This window comes from Pseudomonas sp. PA-5-4B (assembly GCF_021606215.1).
Taxonomy (GTDB): Bacteria; Pseudomonadota; Gammaproteobacteria; order Pseudomonadales; family Pseudomonadaceae; genus Aquipseudomonas; species Aquipseudomonas edaphica.
Window position 1 is genome coordinate 1 of sequence record NZ_WKDB01000098.1, and the last position, 18,987, is coordinate 18,987.

General features: G+C 54.2%; 15 protein-coding genes, 1 tRNA gene and 1 pseudogene. 7 read left to right on the forward strand and 10 right to left on the reverse strand.

Features of this window, described 5'->3' with window-relative positions; translation table 11 throughout:
- Positions 1-574: 574 nt before the first annotated feature.
- Together GIW28_RS28550 and GIW28_RS28555 are read left to right on the forward strand one after the other, a co-directional pair.
- Positions 575-3,133 carry an ATP-dependent nuclease gene (locus GIW28_RS28550; protein WP_329606507.1) on the forward strand — a complete coding sequence of 853 codons (2,559 nt, stop codon included), beginning with the start codon at positions 575-577 and terminating at the stop codon, positions 3,131-3,133.
- On the forward strand, positions 3,130-4,959 hold the full coding sequence (locus GIW28_RS28555; RefSeq protein WP_236490460.1) for a UvrD-helicase domain-containing protein: 1,830 nt from the start codon (positions 3,130-3,132) through the stop codon (positions 4,957-4,959). The genes GIW28_RS28550 and GIW28_RS28555 overlap by 4 nt, the downstream gene beginning before the upstream one ends.
- Before the next feature lie 109 nt (positions 4,960-5,068).
- On the opposite strand, the gene GIW28_RS28560 is transcribed toward GIW28_RS28555, so the two are convergent.
- The 3 genes from GIW28_RS28560 to GIW28_RS28570 form a co-directional block, all read right to left on the reverse strand.
- Positions 5,069-5,506: a toxin-antitoxin system TumE family protein gene (locus GIW28_RS28560; protein ID WP_236447621.1), complete on the reverse strand. Its 438-nt coding sequence runs from the start codon at positions 5,504-5,506 to the stop codon at positions 5,069-5,071.
- A 225-nt stretch (positions 5,507-5,731) separates the two neighbouring features.
- Positions 5,732-6,160 (reverse strand): hypothetical protein, encoded by a 429-nt coding sequence (locus GIW28_RS28565; protein ID WP_236447620.1) that lies wholly within the window; start codon positions 6,158-6,160, stop codon positions 5,732-5,734.
- A 115-nt stretch (positions 6,161-6,275) separates the two neighbouring features.
- A complete protein-coding gene (locus tag GIW28_RS28570) occupies positions 6,276-6,566 on the reverse strand; it encodes a DUF3077 domain-containing protein (RefSeq protein ID WP_236447619.1) in 291 nt (96 codons plus the stop codon).
- An 86-nt stretch (positions 6,567-6,652) separates the two neighbouring features.
- Here GIW28_RS28570 and GIW28_RS28575 point away from each other — a divergent pair, with 86 nt between their 5' ends.
- Complete coding sequence (locus GIW28_RS28575) at positions 6,653-7,033, forward strand: helix-turn-helix domain-containing protein (RefSeq protein WP_236447618.1); 381 nt, start codon at positions 6,653-6,655, stop codon at positions 7,031-7,033.
- Between the two features lie 46 nt (positions 7,034-7,079).
- Positions 7,080-7,481, forward strand: coding sequence for a type II toxin-antitoxin system HicB family antitoxin (locus tag GIW28_RS28580; RefSeq protein ID WP_099550415.1), 402 nt, complete (start codon positions 7,080-7,082; stop codon positions 7,479-7,481).
- A gap of 48 nt (positions 7,482-7,529) precedes the next feature.
- On the opposite strand, the gene GIW28_RS28585 is transcribed toward GIW28_RS28580, so the two are convergent.
- From GIW28_RS28585 to rpsU, 5 genes are all read right to left on the reverse strand, one after another.
- Positions 7,530-7,606 (reverse strand) — tRNA-Ile (locus GIW28_RS28585).
- 15 nt (positions 7,607-7,621) lie between these two features.
- Positions 7,622-11,365, reverse strand: a complete 3,744-nt coding sequence (locus GIW28_RS28590) for an EAL domain-containing protein (RefSeq protein WP_236447617.1) — start codon at positions 11,363-11,365, stop codon at positions 7,622-7,624.
- Between the two features lie 137 nt (positions 11,366-11,502).
- A complete protein-coding gene (gene rpoD / locus GIW28_RS28595; RefSeq protein ID WP_017138049.1) occupies positions 11,503-13,353 on the reverse strand; it encodes an RNA polymerase sigma factor RpoD in 1,851 nt (616 codons plus the stop codon).
- 67 nt (positions 13,354-13,420) lie between these two features.
- Complete coding sequence (gene dnaG, locus GIW28_RS28600; RefSeq protein ID WP_017138050.1) at positions 13,421-15,391, reverse strand: DNA primase; 1,971 nt, start codon at positions 15,389-15,391, stop codon at positions 13,421-13,423.
- A gap of 452 nt (positions 15,392-15,843) precedes the next feature.
- Positions 15,844-16,059, reverse strand: a complete 216-nt coding sequence (gene rpsU, locus GIW28_RS28605) for a 30S ribosomal protein S21 (protein WP_002551877.1) — start codon at positions 16,057-16,059, stop codon at positions 15,844-15,846.
- A gap of 203 nt (positions 16,060-16,262) precedes the next feature.
- Between rpsU and tsaD the strand changes: the two genes are divergently transcribed.
- Positions 16,263-17,288, forward strand: coding sequence for a tRNA (adenosine(37)-N6)-threonylcarbamoyltransferase complex transferase subunit TsaD (tsaD, locus tag GIW28_RS28610; protein WP_017138051.1), 1,026 nt, complete (start codon positions 16,263-16,265; stop codon positions 17,286-17,288).
- Positions 17,289-17,322: 34 nt separating this feature from the next.
- Here the strand turns inward: tsaD and plsY are convergent, their stop codons facing one another.
- Positions 17,323-17,892 (reverse strand): glycerol-3-phosphate 1-O-acyltransferase PlsY, encoded by a 570-nt coding sequence (gene plsY / locus GIW28_RS28615; protein WP_056857845.1) that lies wholly within the window; start codon positions 17,890-17,892, stop codon positions 17,323-17,325.
- 73 nt (positions 17,893-17,965) lie between these two features.
- On the opposite strand from plsY, the gene folB reads away from it, so the two are divergent.
- Together folB and folK are read left to right on the forward strand one after the other, a co-directional pair.
- Entirely contained in the window at positions 17,966-18,319 is a 354-nt protein-coding gene (folB, locus tag GIW28_RS28620) for a dihydroneopterin aldolase (protein WP_017138053.1), read from the forward strand.
- Positions 18,310-18,828, forward strand: coding sequence for a 2-amino-4-hydroxy-6-hydroxymethyldihydropteridine diphosphokinase (gene folK / locus GIW28_RS28625; protein WP_138449758.1), 519 nt, complete (start codon positions 18,310-18,312; stop codon positions 18,826-18,828). The genes folB and folK overlap by 10 nt, the downstream gene beginning before the upstream one ends.
- A 63-nt stretch (positions 18,829-18,891) precedes the next feature.
- Here folK and GIW28_RS28630 read toward each other — a convergent pair.
- Positions 18,892-18,987: pseudogene (locus GIW28_RS28630) on the reverse strand (IS110 family transposase); the annotation flags it as partial.

An 18,987-nucleotide genomic window follows, 5' to 3' on the forward strand; every position in this document is an offset into this window, starting at 1 on the left:
GCTCCGGTGCGATGGGCAGTGGGGAGGTATGTTACAGACTTCCAGACACGAAAAAGCCGCGCAGTGCGCGGCTTTCTTGTTTGGTGGGCCCAGTAGGACTCGAACCTACGACCAAGGGATTATGAGTTGCTGGGCGAGCTGCTATGCCTAGAGAAATCGTTCGAAGGTGAACGTAGGTTGGCATAGCTGGAGGCCCCGTCGTTACAGGTGTTGAGCGTAATTTTGAGAAGGTTGCTCAAGCTGGGTACTGTACCGTGGTTGTACTGATTTTGCAGCGGATTAGTCCCCCTCAGGAAGCATCGAATAGCCTAACCATTCTGGGGGAGCTAACTATTGATACCCTGTGAGTACGTGCCATGGACAGCATCCAGCCCTGACGTCCTATGCCTGTAGGGAGGCACTGCCTCGGCCAGTGTCTTTGTGTTAGCGGAGTCAGGGCAATTTCGTGAGAGTGCTAAGGCAAAGGGAGGCGCTATCCTTCGGCTATACAATAGATTCAGCTGGCAGTAGTATCAAATAGCCTTTACCCGCCTGGGATACCGAAATAGGCCGACGAGACCAACAAGGAAGAGTTATGTGCTCACAAGTATTTCGCGAGGTTTCGGAGCCCATTAGATGTGGGCTAACACATGATGAATACTGGAGCGGCGTCGATAAAGGACTGATAAAATGTTGGGAGGTTGGTAGGGAAGTTGGACAAAAGAATCCTGCTTTAAAAGCGCAATGCGATGCAGGAGAGCTTCCTATCCTAGGATGGAAAGGAGGTATTAGCTCAGTTGACAGAAAGCTCAAAAAATTCGGGTCTTTAAAGTACCTTGCTCAGTGGCAAGGAATTCGCGGCGAAAATTTGTCCCTGAATCTCAATGTTGAAACAACTGTTACATGCTCAAAAACAGGGAGTACAGTAACATTTACCTCTAGTCGCGAAAAGTATTTGCGAATAACACCTCCAGCGGAAAAGTTAAAGGGATGTAGCCAGATGCGACTAGATAGATACAATGTTCGAAACTTTCGGCGGCTCGAAAATGTCGAAATCAGTCTGGAATCTAATGAAACGATATTTGTAGGCGCAAATAATGCTGGGAAAACGTCGGCTACTGTAGCATTTAGAACTTTTGTATCAAATCGGCTCGACTTTAAGATACATGATTTTCCAACAGAGTTAATTGATGAGTTCGATGCCTTTGGTGAAGGCAGGAAACTTTCACAAGAGTCACTTCCCTCAATAGAACTTGACCTTTGGTTTTCATTTAATCCTGACATTGAGTATGGGCGTGTTGCCTACCTGTTGCCTAGGATCGGCGTCGAGGATGTTGAAGCTGGGATTCGATTGCAATTTTCTGTAACGTCCCCAGAGCAGCTTCTTCTAGATTACAATAAGTCTTATCCTGTAACTACAGACGCTACAAGTGAAAGTAAGCGGGCGCGCAAGTCACTCAGTCACTACTTGGGTCAAGACGGAGTGCTAAAAAAATATTTCAGCTTGAAATACTATGTGTTGGAGCAAACGCAGCCTAACGCTACCATAGTTCTTCATCCGCTGGACTATCAAGTTGGCAGAAAGGCTCTGGCATCGTTGATTCGAGTGGATTTTGTTGATGCACAACGAAATATTGACGAAAGCTCGTCATCTAAAAGCAATCGTTTGTCAGATATATTCTTTGATTTTTATCAGCATAATCTAAATAAGCTTAATAATGACAATGAATCATTAGAAATAATTGAAAAAAGCAATGATAACCTTACAAGTCATTATGAGAAAGAATTTGAGTCCTTAATTCAGACAATAGAGGAACTGGGTTTTCCTGGAGCGAATGACCGAACACTTAAAATTATTTCAAATCTCAATCCTGAAAAAGCTTTAGGCGGCAATGCCATTCTCACGTATTTTGATGCGGACGCAAGACATCCCCTTCCCGAATCCTATAATGGGCTGGGGTATAAGAACCTTATATACATGGCGATTCAAGTCGCTCACTTCCAAATCCAATGGTTTAACACTGAGGTGGATCGTCCACTTTGCCAAATAATATTCATAGAAGAGCCTGAGGCGCATTTGCACGCGCAGGTGCAACAAGTATTTATTCGAAAGATACGACACGCAATTCGCAGAACAACGAAAAATTTAGGGCATGAGACACATTGCCCGCAGTTAGTAATCACCACGCACTCCTCACACATTATTGCGGAAGCAGATTTTAAAACAATTCGATATTTCCGGAGATGTTTAAGCAATTTAGGTGCGTCGAAATCCACGAGCAAAAAAACAACTGCAACTAAAATATTGAATCTCGCTAAATTCGCTTCCGAAAGCACAGAGCAAGAGAATCTGCACTTCCTCCAAAAATATCTCTCCCTAACTCACTGTGATCTATTTTTTGCCGACGCGGCGATAATAATAGAGGGAACAGTAGAGCGTATATTGCTACCGCACATAATAAAAAATCAGCACCCTATCCTGGAATACGCCTACATTTCTACCCTCCAGCTTGGAGGTGCATTTGCGCACAAGTTTCTACCGCTAATAAAATTTCTAGATTTGACATGTCTTGTTATAACTGATTTGGACTCTGTGGATAGGAGTGATAATCGAAAGTCTTGCCGAGCCGATACCCCAGATTCAGTTAGTAGTAATGCATGCATTACTACCCTGCTTCTTAATGGAAAGAAAGGCCTGAAAGGGGAGGCGAAAATCAAGTATGACAAAGACAGATTGATATCAAGTTTGTTGGCTCTGAAGCAGCATCAAAAAATGGTTCCCGATAGTAGGATTTACGTGACATTCCAGGAATCTATTGAGATTGAAACCAAGACGGAAACCAAAAAAATAGTTCCTAGGACGTTCGAAGAGTCATTCATTTACACTAATTTTGACTTGGTGAAAGCGGGCAAGTTAGATGTTTTGATTGAGTACTCCGACGAAGCTACTCTGGATCAGCACTACACGCAAACGTACGATGAGGTTGTTTCGAATTTTAAAAAAGTAGAGTTTGCATTAAATCAAATCGAAACTCTCGAAAAATGGAAATCGCCGGAGTATATATCTGACGGCCTAATATGGCTCACCGCTACATTGAGTTCAACGACAGATATAGCTCTGATGTTCGAGACTCAAGTCGAGGTGGTTAAATGAGTGCCGTGGTTATTGATCCAGATGATAAAATAAGAACGCTCATCGATTCTATGACTAACTTTTTGGTGATCGCAGGTGCAGGATCTGGCAAAACGGGATCATTAGTTAAAGCCTTAAATCATATAGCCGCTACTCATGGGCCTCGAATGCTAGCCGCAGGTCAAAAGGTTGCATGCATTACCTACACAAATGCGGGCGTAAACGTTATAAAACAACGTACAAACCTAAATGAATTATTCTTGGTTTCTACGATTCACGGATTCATGTGGAGCCAGATAAGTGGTTATCAAGACGATATTAGAGAGTCGATAAAAAATAATATAATCCCTCAAAGAGTTCAAAAAAAACAAGAAAAGACGAAAGGAAATAGCAAAGAAGCAATAAAGGCGCGAGCGCAGATTGAGAGGCTCAGCCATGCTTTGACCGTCATAGAACAAACTGAATCTTTTAGATATAACGAAAGTGGGTATAGTGACTTTGTAAAGGGGCATTTGGATCACGACGATATCATTGATGTTGCCTCGGACTTAATATCAAACAATAAGTCTCTTCGTCAGATTGTCGGTCAGCGGTTTCCTTATATTTTTATTGATGAGGCTCAAGATACCTTTCCGCATGTCATTGATGCCTTCAATGATATTTCGGGTAGTGTCGGTCTTCCTATTACCGGCTACTTCGGTGATCCAGTTCAACAAATTTATGAAAAGCGTGCAGGAAACTTCCAAGGTCCGCCAGGGACATGCATTATTGAGAAAAATATCAACTACAGATGTTCGATAGAGGTGATAAATTTACTCAATGCAATACGGCACGAACTCAAGCAAGAACCTAGCACCGATAATGCCCAGGGCAGCGTTGAATTGCTATTAATAAGATCTGAAAAAGGGGAGGGTGAGCGAAATACTTACTCATCACGGCAACTCCAAGAAAATATATTGAAATTCGATAAGGCTTTGGAAAAATTCGGCTGGCAGGAGGACGGTGAGGTTAAGCAGCTATATCTAACACGGCAGATGATAGCTGTTCGTCTAGGTTTCTCAAAACTGAACAAATTATTTACTGGTTCTTATTCGTCACAAAATTCAGAGGATGCTTTTAAAGAGGGTAGTCACTATCTGATTTCGCCATTTGTAAACAATCTGGTGCCTTTGATTAATTATTTTGAAGCTGGAAATTGGGCTGCAATATCTGCATTGCTCAGAGAAGCAAGCCCCGCGTTGGACCCCGAAGGGAAGAATAAGAATAAATCTCTTAGAGATGTTTCATTGGAAATAAGAAATAGTATTAAAAGGTTGAGTGATATTTGGAAGGCAGGGACGACCTTTGACGTTCTGCGGTTCGCGCGTGATAACGACCTTTTTCACAAAAATGACAGGCTGGAAGAACATCTTTTTCGTGCTCCACGCATAGAAGAATATGATGATGAGGTTCATTATATGGACAAGGGGGATTGGTTATGCGACGAATTTTTCAAGTTTACTTGCGAAGAATTGCCTGCATTTTGCAAATTTATATCTAAGATGACACCTTATAGCACGCAGCATGGTGTTAAAGGGGAGGAGTTTCCGAAGGTTTTAGTGGTTTTTGATGATGTCGAAGCAAATTGGAATCAATATAGCTTTTCTAAGTTATTCACACCTCAGACGTCTGGAAAAGAACCTACTGAAGGTCAGAAGACGAAAAGTTACAATTTGGCCTATGTTTGTTTTTCGCGAGCGGCCAAGGATCTAAAAATAATAATTTTCAGTAGCAGCCCTGAGTCGGCTAAACGGGAAATAGTATCCAGCAAGCTTTTCGCTTCAACTCAGGTCACCATAATTGATTGACACGCATGCCTAGCCTCGAAAAGTTAGTAGGGGCCCTTGAGATACAAGCGCCCTCAGCTGCGGGGCCTTGCTTCACAGGGCCCGGTAACATGGCCATGCCTCGCATTTATCAATCATTTCGTAGCTCTCGTTCCACGTCGCGTAGACGTTTGAGATCAAACAGCGGATTTCCATATAAGAAGCTGGGCGCTGTCCTGTCGCTTTTTTTGTAAGGTTTGGAGTGCTCATGGTCTGGAAAGAATGGCAGGTCGGGGTGATCCGGCGCAGAATCGGCCCGATATACTTCTTTAGATACACCGGGCTGGTACAGCATGTACGCATAGTCCATTAGGTTGTTCAGCCGCAGCAACCAATGCCATCCTCCGGTTAGTGGAATTCTTAAGTGCCAGCCACGTCGTCGCTTTTCTGCTTCTCCCACTTCGCCATTAAGTCCCTCGGCGACCAGCGCGTGTATATGAGGAATTAGCTCATCGGGGATTGCCTCTGCGCGCTCAACGTCGGGAAGATTCAGTGACATTGAAAACAAAGACTCGAGAAATCGCATCACGCTAGGTTGCTGCCGTGCAGACTCCATATGAACCGCACAGAGGGGCAATTGGATGAGTACCCCTCTGCCTGCATTAGTTCCTAGGGTTGTACGTGCAGAAGCGACGGCCGGGGCTGCACAAGCTACACACCCACCTACCCCGGAGAAGATTAATGAGCGGGTAACCGACGTGTTCTGGAAGCGGCCCTCAGCTAAGGCTGTCGGTTCTTGTGTGGTTTGGGTCCTCTATGCGTGCCACGCGTCATGCACCGATCTGGCTGCTGGCGTATCGAGCTGGTCATAGAGGGCTCGGGTTGTGGGTAGCGTCACCCATCCGTTGGCAACGATTTCATCGGCGGTTAAACCCCGCTGTCGTTTAAAGCGATAAGTTCGTAGGCAGCCGCAGTGTTCGGTCTGAACAAATACCAGCACCTCCTCTAACGTGTCGCGTATTCGGAATTTTAGCGGCGCTGCTTGCACAAGCGTCTGCCAGACATTCGGGTTGTAGGTCACGCTTTCAAACACGAAGGGCAGTCGCCGCATAACAAAGTCGAAGTTTTTGAAGGCCAATGAGGCGACATACAAGTCGAGGGTCTTACCATCAGGAGCTTCGCCCTGGAGCTCCTCAATCAACGAGTCGATATTGAACAGTTGCCAACGAGCCTGGCTTTGCATAGCAGTTTCCCTCCTAGGCAACAGCTTAATACGCGGGTACTTTACCGGTGGTATGCCTATCCTGCACTAGTCCGCGCCCTTCCCGTAAGCGGGAAGGGCGCGAGTCTCGCTTGGTTTACTGAAGTTTTGGACCATCTGGCAGCAGCGCTTGCGATATGTCGTCAACAATCGCCTTGCCCATTTCGCCTAGATAGTGCGAGGCAAACGCGTAGTGCTCTCCTTCGGTATCCATGGCTGCTTCCAGAGAAAGAACCTTTGCGTAGTAAAGCAGATGGGACGCGTGCTCCAGCGCTTCCCGCATAGGTACACCCGCGTTGACGCGCAGCACTTTCATATCGTATTTGTTCTCTCCGCAGTCTGCGAATGTCACTGCTCCAATGGTGCTCACGTCCTCTACATTGCTCATTGGGCATCTCCGGATTGTGTTGCACGTTGGATGACGTCATAAACGGGCATTTTGTAGCGTAAGAATCGCTGGCCGGATTTCGCTCTATGAGCAAATTTCCGGGGGAATACATCAGACGTGCCGGTGGCTACCTGCATTTTGATAAGCTCCATAAAATATGTCGTCAAAAGGTGTACGTACGCGACCGTCAATTTAGGTCGCATTCGTACACCTGTCAAGAGGGGTCTATGGAGCTTTTTGAGAAATTAAGAGAAATCCGCCGCGCTGAAGGGCTGACGCAGGTTCAGTTGTGCGAAGCCACTGGGATCAATCTTTCAACGTGGAAGAGTTATGAATTGCAGCGTCGTAAGGAAGTGAGTTCTTTGGAGCTGCTGAAAATCACCATGCACCCACAATTCAAGAAGTACACTTTGTGGCTGATGTGTGATGAGACTGCTTTGGAGTGTGGGCAGGTCAGCCCGGTTTAGATGCTTAAGCTTTAAGGCGTAAGACAAGCCCGGACGAGGATGACCAATGAAATTCCCAGTGGTAGTACATAAAGACGCCGACTCGGACTACAGCGTGACCGTTCCGGACGTACCAGGCTGCTTCTCGGCAGGCGCTTCGTTTTCCGAGGCGTTGGATAATGTTCGGGAAGCGCTGGCGCTGCATCTCGAAGGGTTGGTCGCCGACGAAGAAAAGCTTCCTCAGGCCCAAGAGGTGGATGTTCATCTGGACAATCCGGATTACGCCGGTGGCGTATGGGCGATTGTCGACTTTGACCTGACTCCGTACTTGGGTAAGTCGGTGCGGTTCAACGCTTCTTTGCCGGAGCAGTTGTTGCACCGCATTGATGAGCGAGTGCAGAAGGATCATCGCTATGCATCGCGGTCAGGGTTTTTGGCGACGGCAGCGCTGCGTGAACTGGCCGTTTGAGTCGAATGCCAGACACGAAAAAGCCGCGCAATGCGCGGCTTTCTTGTTTGGTGGGCCCAGTAGGACTCGAACCTACGACCAAAGGATTATGAGTCCTCTGCTCTAACCAACTGAGCTATAGGCCCTCAGTAGGACGCGGATTATAGCGACGGTTTCCGTGCTGTGCCATCCGAAAAGTCTGAAACCCGCATATGAAGAAAAGTCTCGGCAAAAAGCTCCGGCGGCAGCGGCAGGCTGACGATGTAGCCTTGCATCTGTTCGCAGCCTTCGGCGGCCAGGAAGGCTTGTTGTGCGGGGTTTTCCACGCCTTCGGCGATGATGGTGAATTGCATGCTGTGGCCCAGGGCGATGATGGCGCGCACGATGGCGGCGTCGTGGGGGTCGTCGGGCAGGCCGCGCACGAAAGACTGGTCGATCTTGAGGAAGTCCAGTGGCAGGCGCTTGAGGTAACTGAGTGAAGAATAGCCGGTGCCGAAGTCATCGATGGCCAGTTGCACGCCCAGGTGCTTGAGTTGGTGCAGCACTTCGAGGGCTTCTTCGGCCTGGCTCATGATGAAGTTTTCGGTGATCTCCAGTTGCAGGCAACCGGGCTCCAAGTGGTAGTCGTGCAACAGTTGTTCGATGCGCGCGAGCAGGTTGGGGTGACGCAGTTGTGCGCCGGCGAGGTTGACTGACAGCGGGCCGAAATCGTTGAAGGCGCGTTTCCAGGTGTGCATCTGACGGCAGGCCTGTTCCAGTACCCAGTCGCCAATCTGCAGGATCGTGCCGTTCTCCTCGGCCAGGGCGATGAAGTGTTCCGGCGGCACGTCGCCAAAGGTCGGGTGGTGCCAGCGAATCAATGCTTCGGCGCCGATCAGTTCCTGGGTGACCAGGCTGAGCTTCGGTTGGTAGTACAGAAACAGCTCTTCACGCTCGATGGCACGGCGCAGTTCGTGCTCGAGGGCCACGCGTTCGTTGGCCTGGGCGGTGAGGTCGCGAGTGTAGCTCTCGACACGGTTGCGGCCTTTGGCCTTGGAGCGGTACATCGCGGCATCGGCGTTTTTGACCAGGGTAGCGACGTCGGTACCGTCCTGTGGATAGAGGCTGGTGCCGATGCTGGCGCTGATAAAGAACTCATGCTCGCCGGCCTGGAACGGCGGGGTGAAGCAGGCGAGCAGTTTATTGGCCAGGTGTTCGGCATCGCTGGCTTGTTGCAGGCCGGGCAGCAGGATGATGAATTCGTCGCCGCCCAGGCGTGCCACGGTGTCGATGTCGCGCAGTTGCTCCTTGAGGCGCACGGCGATGTCCTTGAGCAGCAGGTCGCCGACGGGGTGGCCGAGGCTGTCGTTGATATGCTTGAACCGGTCCAGGTCGAGGAACAGCACGGCGCCTTGGTGACCGGTTTCTTCCTGGCTGGTGAGGGCGGCTTGCAGTCGGCTTTCAAACAGGGTGCGGTTGGGCAGGCCGGTCAGTGGGTCGTGGTGTGCCTGATAATCGAGGCGAGCCTGGGCGTGCTTGAGACTGGAGATGTCGGCAAACACGGCAACAAAGTGTGTGATCAACTGGTCGCGGTTACGCACGGCGCTGATGGTCAGCCAGCTGGGGTATAGCTCGCCGTTTTTGCGGCGGTTGGAAATCTCGCCCTGCCAGTGGCCGTGAGCCGTCAATTGATGCCACATCGCCGCATAGAACGCGCTGTCATGCAGGCCGGAGGCGAGCAGGCGCGGCGTGCTGCCAAGGGCTTCGGCTTCGCTGTAGCCGGTGATCTCGCTGAAAGCGCGGTTGACGGCGCTGATGTTCTGCCGGGTGTCGGTGATCAATACCCCTTCGGCCGTGCTCTCGAACACCGTGGCGGCCTGTTGCAGTTTTTCCTGCATCACTTGGCGTTCGGTGATGTCACGGGCGATGGTCAGCATGCAGTCATCCTCGCCGATGGGCAGCGGCCGGCTGGAGACTTCGCACAGGCGAATCAAGCCGTCGGCGCGGCGGATATGGCAGACGAAGTCACGCACAAAACCGTCGCGTTGCATCAGTTCCAGCATGTGCTTGCGTTCGTTGAGGTCGACCCAGATGCCCAGGTCCAGGGTCGACTGGTCGAGCGAGTTCGCACTGCTAAAGCCCGTCAGACGGGTGAAGCCTTCGTTCACTTCAATCAAAAGCCCATCGCGTTGGCGGCTGAGCAGCAAACCGTCGGGTGAGGCGTGGAAGGCCTTGGCGAATTTCTCTTCGGAGGTTTGCAGCAGTTGCTGGGTTTCCTTGAGTTGGGTGATGTCACGCACCACCACCACCAAGGCTTCTGTGGTGTCGAGTTGGAACGGTTCGGCGGAGATCAGCCCGGTAAATGCCTGGCCATTGCTGCGCAGAAATGGCATTTCCAGGTTGCGGATGCTGGTGGTCTGCACACGTTGCAGCAGGTCGGGGCCGACGCCTTGAATGCCCCAGATGTTCAGCTCGGTGGCGGTCTTGCCCACGACTTGTTCGGCGCTCAGCCCAATCTGGTCCTCGAATGCCTTGTTCACCTCCAGCAGGCAGCCATCAGAGAGGCGGGCGATGACCAGGATGTCCGGGCATTGCTGAAACACCGAGGCAAACTTCTCTTCGGAAAGCTGCAAAGCCTCCTCTGTGCGCTTGGCTTCGCTGATATCGATCATCAAACCGCGCAACACCGGCTCATGGCCGTGCTCGATCAGGCTGACGATATCGCGCACCCACAAGCAACGGCCGTCGGCGGTAATCACTCGATAATCGAGGCTGTGATCGCGGTTGGCGCGGGTTTCCTGGAAGCAGAATGCCTCCGCTCGGGTCAGGTCGGCAGGGTGGATGATGTTGCGCCAGAAGCCTGGAATCAGCCAATGGGCGCGGGGATAGCCCAGCAGGTCTTCGGCGTGGGGCGAAACGTAGCTGTAGGTGAAGTCGGTGATGCTGGCTTCCCAGGCAATCGCGGACAGGCTCTCGACCAGGCCGCGATAGTGGTATTCGCTGCTGCGCAACTCTTGCTCAAGGGCGACTCGCCGGGCAATTTCCGAGCTGAGCCGGCGGTTGATGCGAATCACGATGGCCAACACGGTGCTCAGCAGCAGCACCGCCGGCAGGCCGTACATCAGCAAGTCGGCCCAGAAGGTGCGGTGATCGGTGAAGCTGCCGACCCAGTGTTGCTGGATCGCGTCGGTTTCGTCGGAGCTGAGGTCAGCGAGGACTTTGTCCAGGATGCCCACCAGTATTTTCTGGTCGCGCGGCACGCCCATCGCCAACTGGTACCGATAGGGCGTTTCGCCGCTGACGTATAAACCATCCAGCTTGAGCTGGCGCAGGCTCCAGACGCTGGAGGCGAGGTCGCCGACAACCGCATCCACTTCATCGGTGGCCAGGGCTTGCAGCGTCGAGCTGACGTTCGGCATGGCCACCAGGTTGAGGTCGGGATGGTGGGTGCGCAGTAATTCGTGCGGCGCGTAGTTTTCCACCACGGCGATCTTCAGGCCGTACAGGTCTTTAAGGTTGCGCGGTTTCGCGCCGCCCTCATGGGCGAGGATGACGATCGGGAAATCCAGGTACGGACGTGTAAAGGCCAGGTAATTCTGGCGTTCGGGCGTCGACATGATGCCGGGCAGCAGGTCGAGCTGGTTGTTTTTCGCCTGTTCGAGCACGGCGGTCCAGTTTGCCGGCTCGATGAGCTTGATCCGCACGCCCAGGCGGTCCTGGATCAGGCGTACATAGTCGGCTGCGAGGCCTTGATAACGGCCATTTTCATCACGGTATTCGAAGGGCGGCCAAGAAGCGTCCACCCCCAGGCGCAGCTCCTGATGGTCCGCCAGCCAGCCACGCTCATCATCAGTAAGAGTCAACGCGCCAGCCGTTGCGGTCCAGGCGAGCAGCGACAGCAGTATCACGGTCGGCAGTCTGGGCATAACGGTCTCGTTATGGCACGGGGAATGTTTCGAGTGTAGACGGGCATTGCGGGGGAGGGGGTGTTGCGGGGGAAGTTAATCCATAGAAAGTAATCTATGGAAAACAAAACCCCCGGCCTGGGCCGGGGGTTCTGGTATCACTCGTCGAGGAAGGAGCGCAGATGCTCGCTTCGCGTCGGGTGGCGCAACTTGCGCAGTGCCTTGGCTTCGATCTGACGGATCCGCTCGCGGGTCACGTCAAACTGCTTACCGACTTCCTCAAGGGTGTGGTCGGTATTCATGTCGATGCCGAAACGCATGCGCAGTACCTTGGCTTCACGGGCAGTGAGGCCGGACAGTACGTCGCGAGTCGCTTCTTTAAGGCTCTCAACAGTGGCGACATCGATTGGCGACTGCATGGTCGAGTCTTCGATGAAGTCACCCAGGTGGGAGTCTTCGTCATCACCAATCGGCGTTTCCATGGAGATCGGCTCTTTAGCGATCTTCAATACCTTGCGGATTTTATCCTCAGGCATTTCCATGCGTTCGCCCAGCTCTTCCGGGGTCGGTTCGCGACCCATTTCCTGCAACATCTGCCGGGAAATACGGTTGAGCTTGTTGATCGTCTCGATCATGTGCACCGGAATACGGATGGTGCGAGCCTGGTCGGCGATCGAGCGAGTGATCGCCTGACGGATCCACCAGGTGGCATAAGTCGAGAACTTGTAGCCGCGACGGTATTCGAACTTGTCCACCGCCTTCATCAAGCCGATGTTGCCTTCCTGGATCAGATCGAGGAATTGCAGACCACGGTTGGTGTACTTCTTGGCGATCGAGATCACCAGACGCAAGTTCGCTTCAACCATCTCTTTCTTCGCGCGGCGGGCCTTGGCCTCACCGATCGACATGCGACGGTTGATGTCTTTGATTTCAGCAATCGTCAGACCGGTTTCGGTCTCAAGCGCGGTCAGCTTCTGCTGGCAACGGATGATGTCCGGCTGCAGGCGACCAATGGCTTCGGCGTATTTCGCCTTGCCTTTGGCCAGTGCGTCGGTCCAGCTTTCGTCTACTTCGTTGCCCGGGAACTGGCGCAGGAAGTCAGCCCGCGGCATACGTGCATCACGTACACACAGCTGCATGATTGCGCGTTCTTGCGCACGCAGACGTTCAAGGGCACTGCGAACACGCTCAACCAAGCCTTCGAATTGCTTCGGTACCAGCTTGATCGGCATGAACAGCTCAGCCAGGGCCACCAGCTCGGCAATCGCCAGCTTGTTGGAGCGACCGTGCTTTTTCAGGGCCTTGCGGGTGATTTCCATTTGATCGGAAACCGCACCGAAACGCTGGGCTGCGATGATCGGGTCCGGGCCGCTTTCAACTTCATCTTCGTCGTCGCTGCTGGCTTCAGCATCGTCGTCTTCGGTGTCGTCGTCAGCCTTCGCGGCTTTCGCATCGACGGGCGGCGGTACTTCGGCGGCAGGCGGCGCAATGCCGTCGTCCGGGTCGATGTAGCCGCTCAGAACGTCAGACAGGCGGCCACCTTCGGTGGTGACGCGAGTGTACTCGGAGAGAATGTGGTCAACCGTGCCAGGGAAGTGCGCGATTGCGCCCATCACTTCACGGATACCCTCTTCAATACGTTTGGCGATTTCGATTTCGCCTTCACGTGTCAGCAGCTCGACGGTACCCATTTCACGCATATACATGCGCACAGGGTCAGTCGTACGACCGATGTCGGTCTCCACCGCTGCCAGCGCAGCAGCCGCTTCTTCAGCAGCTGCCTCGTCGGTATCGGAGTCGGCCAACATAAGGGCGTCCGCATCCGGAGCACTCTCGTGTACGGGGATCCCCATGTCATTAATCATGCGGATGATGTCTTCCACCTGCTCAGGATCTGAAATATCCTCAGGCAGGTGATCGTTGACCTCTGCGTAAGTCAGATATTTCTGCTCACGACCAAGGGTGATCAACTCTTTAATACGAGACTGTTGTTGCGCTTTTCCGGACATAACACCCTATCCACTGAAGGTCTTGGCGGGCAAAAAACAAGCCGAGGATTATACCCGAGCTATGACCTCACACGCCAGCTGAGGTCGGGTTAGATGTACAAACATTCTGTTTTAAGAGGTCGCGCATCTGTTTTGCTATCTGAATTTGCTCTTCAGCCGACAATCCCGGCTGCCTTGCACGCTTGATCAGCTCATCCAGGGTCTGCGTGTGCTGACCTGCGGATAACCTAGTAATGGTGTCTAAAAACTGTTGTTCAAGGTTGTCGCCGTCAATTAGCCACTCCTTTTCCGCCAGTGCTTTAAGCAAGCGTCCTTGTTCGGTGCCGTGCCAACGAGCCATCAATTGAATTGAGTTTAGCTTAGGATTTTTCTGTACCGCCTCAATCAAGGCGATCAGTACCTGAGCATACGTGTTGCTCTCGTTGGCAAAGTGATCGGCGCTCTCAACTTTTTTTGCCAATTGCGGGTGGTGAATAAGTGTTCGCAGCGCAATGAGCGTTGGAGCTTCGACGGCGACAGGAGTTCGCGGCGCGTATGCCTCGTCGCGGTCACCGCGTTTGCCGTTCTTGTTCCAGGGTTTCTTGTCCCATTTTTTACCGCCGGCGCCGGGTTTCTTCGGTGTCCACTCCTGCTGGGGCGCATAGGCCTCCTGCGGTTGGTGGAAGTCGGAATAGTCCGGCATGGCGTCGTAATCCATGCCTGGGTCGTAGGCCGGTGGCGCTTCCTGCGGTGCGCTATGCACCAGCTGGCTGACGGCCTCGCCACTCAGGCCGGTGATTTCCAGCAGGCGCATGCGCATCAGTGACTTCAGGTTGGCGCCTGGCACTTTGTCGATCAGCGGCGCTGCGAGGGTGGCCATGTGGGCCTTGCCTTCGAGGGAGCGCGGGTCGGCTTCTTCGGTTAACTGCTGGAAGAAATAGTCCGCCAGCGGCTGTGCGTGTTGATTGATGCGGGCGCGGAAGGCGTCGGTGCCTTCGGAGCGCACCAGGGTGTCCGGGTCTTCGCCTTCGGGCAGGAACAGAAAGCGCGCGCGGCGCCCGTCCTGCAGGCTCGACAGCGTGGCTTCGAGCGCACGCCAAGCGGCGTTACGGCCGGCCTGGTCGCCGTCAAAACAGAACAGCACGCTGGGCACCACGCGAAAGAGACGCTTCATGTGTTCTTCGCTGGTGGCGGTGCCCAGGGTAGCGACGGCATTGCGCAGGCCTTGCTGCGCCAGGGCAATGACGTCCATGTAGCCTTCCACCACGATGATTTCATCGAGGTTGCGATTGTTTTTGCGCGCTTCAAACAGGCCGTAGAGTTCCTGGCCCTTGTGAAATACCGGCGTTTCCGGGGAGTTCAGGTATTTAGGCTTGTCGTCCCCGAGCACGCGGCCACCAAAAGCGATGATGCGGCCACGGCTGTCGCGGATCGGAAACATCACGCGGTCGCGGAAGCGGTCATAGCGCTTGCCGGTCTCGGCGTTTTCCACGAGTAGACCGGCATCGATCATGGCCTTCTGCTGCAGCGTATCGCTGCTCAGATGCTTGTACAGGTTGTCCCAGCCCGGCGGGGCGAAGCCCAGGCCAAAATCCCGGGCGATCTCACCGGTGAGGCCGCGACCCTTGAGGTACTCGACGGCGGCCTTGCGCTGCGGATGGCTTTTAAGCGCCTGACGGTAGAAGTCGGCAGCGGCCGTCAGCAGCGGGTACAGCGGCGAATCAGTGGGTTGACGCGGTTTGTGCGAGCGGCCACTTTCTTCGCGGGGGATTTCCATGCCGGCGGCTTTGGCCAGTTCCTCGACAGCCTGGGGGAAGTCCAGGTTGTCGTGGTCCATGATAAAGCCGAGGGCATTGCCGCCCGCGCCGCAACCGAAGCAGTAGTAGAACTGCTTGTCGGGGCTGACGCTGAATGACGGGGTTTTTTCTTTGTGGAACGGGCAGCAGGCGGTGTAGTTCTTGCCGGCCTTCTTCATTTGCACGCGCGAGCTGACAACATCGACGATGTCGGTGCGGTTAAGAAGGTCGTCAATAAAACTCTGGGGAATCAGCCCGGCCATGGCGTTCTCGTCATCACTGCGTGTAAATGAGGGCCCGTGAAGTGATCAAGCGCACGTATCGAGTGCTCGAACATCTATCGTTTGCATGGGGAGTGTATCTGCCGAGCATTCACTGACGTTAGTTTGTATCAGTCTTCGGCTTGGAAATGTTGCCCTGGCGTCCGGTGTTGGCCAATAGCAGCCTCGGAAAAGCCTTGATGGGCACAGCCGACACAGTTGATCGTCTGTTTGTAGAATCTGTGTTGCAAGAAAAAGGGGTGTGCTCGTCAGTAGCCTTGTTAGGCTCGTCAGAAGAGACGCGCACCGCTGGCAGAAGAGCCAGTCCTGACGTGTGAAGCAGTGTCTCGGTCGCGTGTGCGGCGTCGACGGTGAAGCATCAAGCGATATCCGCAAATGCCAACAGCCCGGCTGAGGGCCGGGCTTGGCAGAAGCTTGCTACGTAAGTCTGTGTATTAGTACAGACGAACGGCGCGGCGCTGTTCGCGCTGAACTTTCTTGGCGTGACGCTTAACAGCGGCTGCTGCTTTACGCTTACGCTCAGAAGTTGGCTTCTCATAAAATTCGCGGCTACGAACTTCAGCCAGAACACCGGCTTTTTCGCAGGAGCGCTTGAAACGACGCAGAGCTACGTCGAAGGGTTCGTTCTCTTTTACTTTGACGGCTGGCATCCAGAGCTACCTTCTTTCATTACCGGGAATCAACGTTCTCGTCGCAAAAAATTCGCGGCTGAGGTCGTCGGTTTTTAAGGGTTGCGGATGTTAACCCCTCATTGACCGGAATGCAAAGCCTCTGATCGAAAACCGCTAGTCGGGAGGGGGAGTGGCGACTATTATGCGCGCCTTCGAATTCAGCCTCTACAAGGCGCAAACCCATGCTAGTACTGGGACTTGAAACCTCCTGCGACGAAACCGGTGTCGCACTTTACGACAGTGAACGCGGGCTTTTGGCCGATGCACTGTTCAGTCAGATCGACCTGCACCGCGCCTATGGCGGGGTGGTGCCGGAGCTGGCCAGCCGAGATCACGTCAAGCGCATGCTGCCCTTGATTCGCCAAGTGTTGGACGAGGCCGGCTGCGTGCCGACCGAGATCGACGCGATCGCCTATACCGCAGGCCCAGGATTGGTTGGAGCCCTTCTGGTTGGGGCCTCTTGCGCCCAGGCGCTGGCATTTGCCTGGGGTATTCCAGCCCTCGGCGTGCACCATATGGAAGGCCATTTACTGGCACCGATGCTGGAAAAAACACCGCCGCAGTTCCCGTTCGTCGCTTTGTTGGTTTCCGGTGGCCACACGCAGTTGGTTCAGGTGGATGGAATCGGCCAATACACGCTTTTGGGTGAGTCGCTGGACGACGCCGCCGGCGAAGCTTTCGACAAAACCGCGAAGATGATGGGCCTCAATTATCCCGGTGGCCCGGAAATCGCGCGGCTGGCCGAAAAAGGTGTGCCGGGCCGCTACACCTTCCCGCGCCCGATGTGCGACCGCCCAGGCCTGATGTTCAGTTTCAGCGGCTTGAAAACCTCCGCACTGAACACCTGGCAGCAAAGCGTCAGCGCCGGGGACGACAGTGAACAAGCCCGTTGCGACATCGCGCTGGCGTTCCAGCAGGCCGTGGTGGAGACTTTGACCATCAAGTGCAAGCGCGCCCTGAAACAGGCGGGCATGCAGCGTCTGGTGATCGCAGGCGGCGTCAGCGCCAACAAGGCGCTGCGTACCTCGCTGGAAAAAATGCTCGGCGACATGAAGGGTGACGTGTTCTACGCGCGCCCTGAGTTTTGCACCGACAACGGTGCAATGATTGCCTACGCCGGTTGCCAGCGCTTGCAGGCCGGGCAGCACGAAAGCCTGGCGATCAGCGTGCAGGCACGCTGGCCGATGGAGCAGCTTTCACCGCTTTAAGTGGCTTGGCTTGCGCGGGGCTCATCAACGGTATTTAAAAATGCCGTTCGCGCCCGGCAAACAGGTCGCGTAAATTGCCGCGGTGGCGCCACACGATCAGCAGTGTCAGTACGCTCATCGGCAGCAACGCCGCCGGTGCCTGCCAGGCGAGCAGCGGCAGGGTGAGTGGCGTGGCGATCAGTGCGGCCAGCGAGCTGGTGCGGGTCAGGTAGAACGTCAGCAGCCAGGCCAGCACGGCCAGCAGCGCTGCCGGAGGGTAAACCCCCAGCAGCATGCCGGCCGCGGTCGCGACGCCTTTGCCGCCGCGAAAACGGAAGTACAGCGGAAACAGATGGCCCAGGACGGCGCACACGCCCACCCAGGCCTGCTGTTGCAAGGTAAGACCGGCGAAGCTGGCGATCAGTACGGGCAACAAGCCCTTGCAGAGGTCACCCAGCAGCGTCAGTACGGCGAGTTTCTTGCCGGCCAGGCGCAACATATTGGTGGCGCCGGCATTGCCTGAGCCACTCATTCGCGGGTCGGGATTTCCCGTCAGGCGGCTGAGCAAAATGGCGAAGGACAGCGAGCCGAGCAGGTAGGCGAGAATCGCCAGTAACCAAAACATGCTAACTATTCCGGGCGAGGACGCCCTGATTCTAACCGGGGCAATGCGCCCTTGTCGTGCTGCGGAGAAGAGCTTGGACAGAGTGTTTATCGAAGGCCTGGAAGTCGACACCGTAATCGGGGCCTACGACTGGGAGCGCGGCATCAAGCAATGTCTGCGCCTGGACCTTAGCTTCGCCTGGGACAATCGCCCGGCGGCCGCCGGTGACGACCTGACCCTGGCGCTGGATTACGCCAGTGTGTCCACGCGTATCCAGGCCTTTGCCGAGCAATCCCAATACCAGTTGGTGGAAACCTTTGCCGAGCGGTTGGCCGAAGTGCTGATGAACGAATTCCAGATTCCCTGGCTGCACCTCAAATTGACCAAGCCCGGCGCCGTACCGGCTGCCAAAGGCGTGGGCGTGGAGATCGAGCGCGGATGTCGCTAACTCAGGTTTACCTTGGCCTTGGCAGCAATATCGAGCGCGAGCCGCACCTGTGTGCCGGCTTGGACGCGTTGGCGAGCTTCTTGACCGATGTACGCTGCTCCGCGGTGTTTGAAAGCCAGCCGGTGGGCATCAAGAGCGGGCCATTCTTCAACCTTGTTGTGTCGGCGTATACCGACCTGCCGTTGATGGAGCTGGATCGTCGGTTGAAATTCATCGAGGCTGACAATGGTCGTTATGCCCCGGACCGCAAAGGGCTGCCGTTGGATATCGACGTGCTGCTGTACGGTGACCTGGTGGGGAATTTCGATGGTTTGATCCTGCCCCGCGCAGAGATCCTGAAGAATGCTTTTGTGCTGTGGCCGTTGTCGTTGATGGCGCCGGATCGCGTGCACCCTGAAGTCGACAAGACAATGGCCGAGTTATGGCGCGATGCGCAGATCGACCAGGTGCTGGCGCCAGTTGCGTTTGAATGGCGGGGCCAGCAGTTGACCCCGGCGGATCTACTGTAGCCGCCGATGCGCCTGGCTTGACCGGATTCAACTGTGGGAGCAACTGTCTTAACCCACCGTCCGTCAGCGCCATTCTGTACCGTCTCGCAGCATGGCATTTAGTCTGATCAGCAGTATCCGCATGCAGGCGATGAGCGCGACTTTCGCGCTCTTGCCTCG

What these genes read in the sequence shown, in the direction of transcription:
- rpsU (WP_002551877.1), bottom strand. Translation starts at nt 16,059, where the DNA reads ATGCCAGCCGTCAAAGTAAAAGAGAACGAACCCTTCGACGTAGCTCTG.
- GIW28_RS28565 (WP_236447620.1), bottom strand. Translation starts at nt 6,160, where the DNA reads ATGCAAAGCCAGGCTCGTTGGCAACTGTTCAATATCGACTCGTTGATT.
- plsY (WP_056857845.1), bottom strand. Translation starts at nt 17,892, where the DNA reads ATGTTTTGGTTACTGGCGATTCTCGCCTACCTGCTCGGCTCGCTGTCC.
- GIW28_RS28575 (WP_236447618.1), top strand. Translation starts at nt 6,653, where the DNA reads ATGAGCAAATTTCCGGGGGAATACATCAGACGTGCCGGTGGCTACCTG.
- GIW28_RS28570 (WP_236447619.1), bottom strand. Translation starts at nt 6,566, where the DNA reads ATGAGCAATGTAGAGGACGTGAGCACCATTGGAGCAGTGACATTCGCA.
- dnaG (WP_017138050.1), bottom strand. Translation starts at nt 15,391, where the DNA reads ATGGCCGGGCTGATTCCCCAGAGTTTTATTGACGACCTTCTTAACCGC.
- GIW28_RS28555 (WP_236490460.1), top strand. Translation starts at nt 3,130, where the DNA reads ATGAGTGCCGTGGTTATTGATCCAGATGATAAAATAAGAACGCTCATC.
- rpoD (WP_017138049.1), bottom strand. Translation starts at nt 13,353, where the DNA reads ATGTCCGGAAAAGCGCAACAACAGTCTCGTATTAAAGAGTTGATCACC.
- GIW28_RS28580 (WP_099550415.1), top strand. Translation starts at nt 7,080, where the DNA reads ATGAAATTCCCAGTGGTAGTACATAAAGACGCCGACTCGGACTACAGC.
- tsaD (WP_017138051.1), top strand. Translation starts at nt 16,263, where the DNA reads ATGCTAGTACTGGGACTTGAAACCTCCTGCGACGAAACCGGTGTCGCA.
- GIW28_RS28590 (WP_236447617.1), bottom strand. Translation starts at nt 11,365, where the DNA reads ATGCCCAGACTGCCGACCGTGATACTGCTGTCGCTGCTCGCCTGGACC.
- GIW28_RS28550 (WP_329606507.1), top strand. Translation starts at nt 575, where the DNA reads ATGTGCTCACAAGTATTTCGCGAGGTTTCGGAGCCCATTAGATGTGGG.
- folK (WP_138449758.1), top strand. Translation starts at nt 18,310, where the DNA reads ATGTCGCTAACTCAGGTTTACCTTGGCCTTGGCAGCAATATCGAGCGC.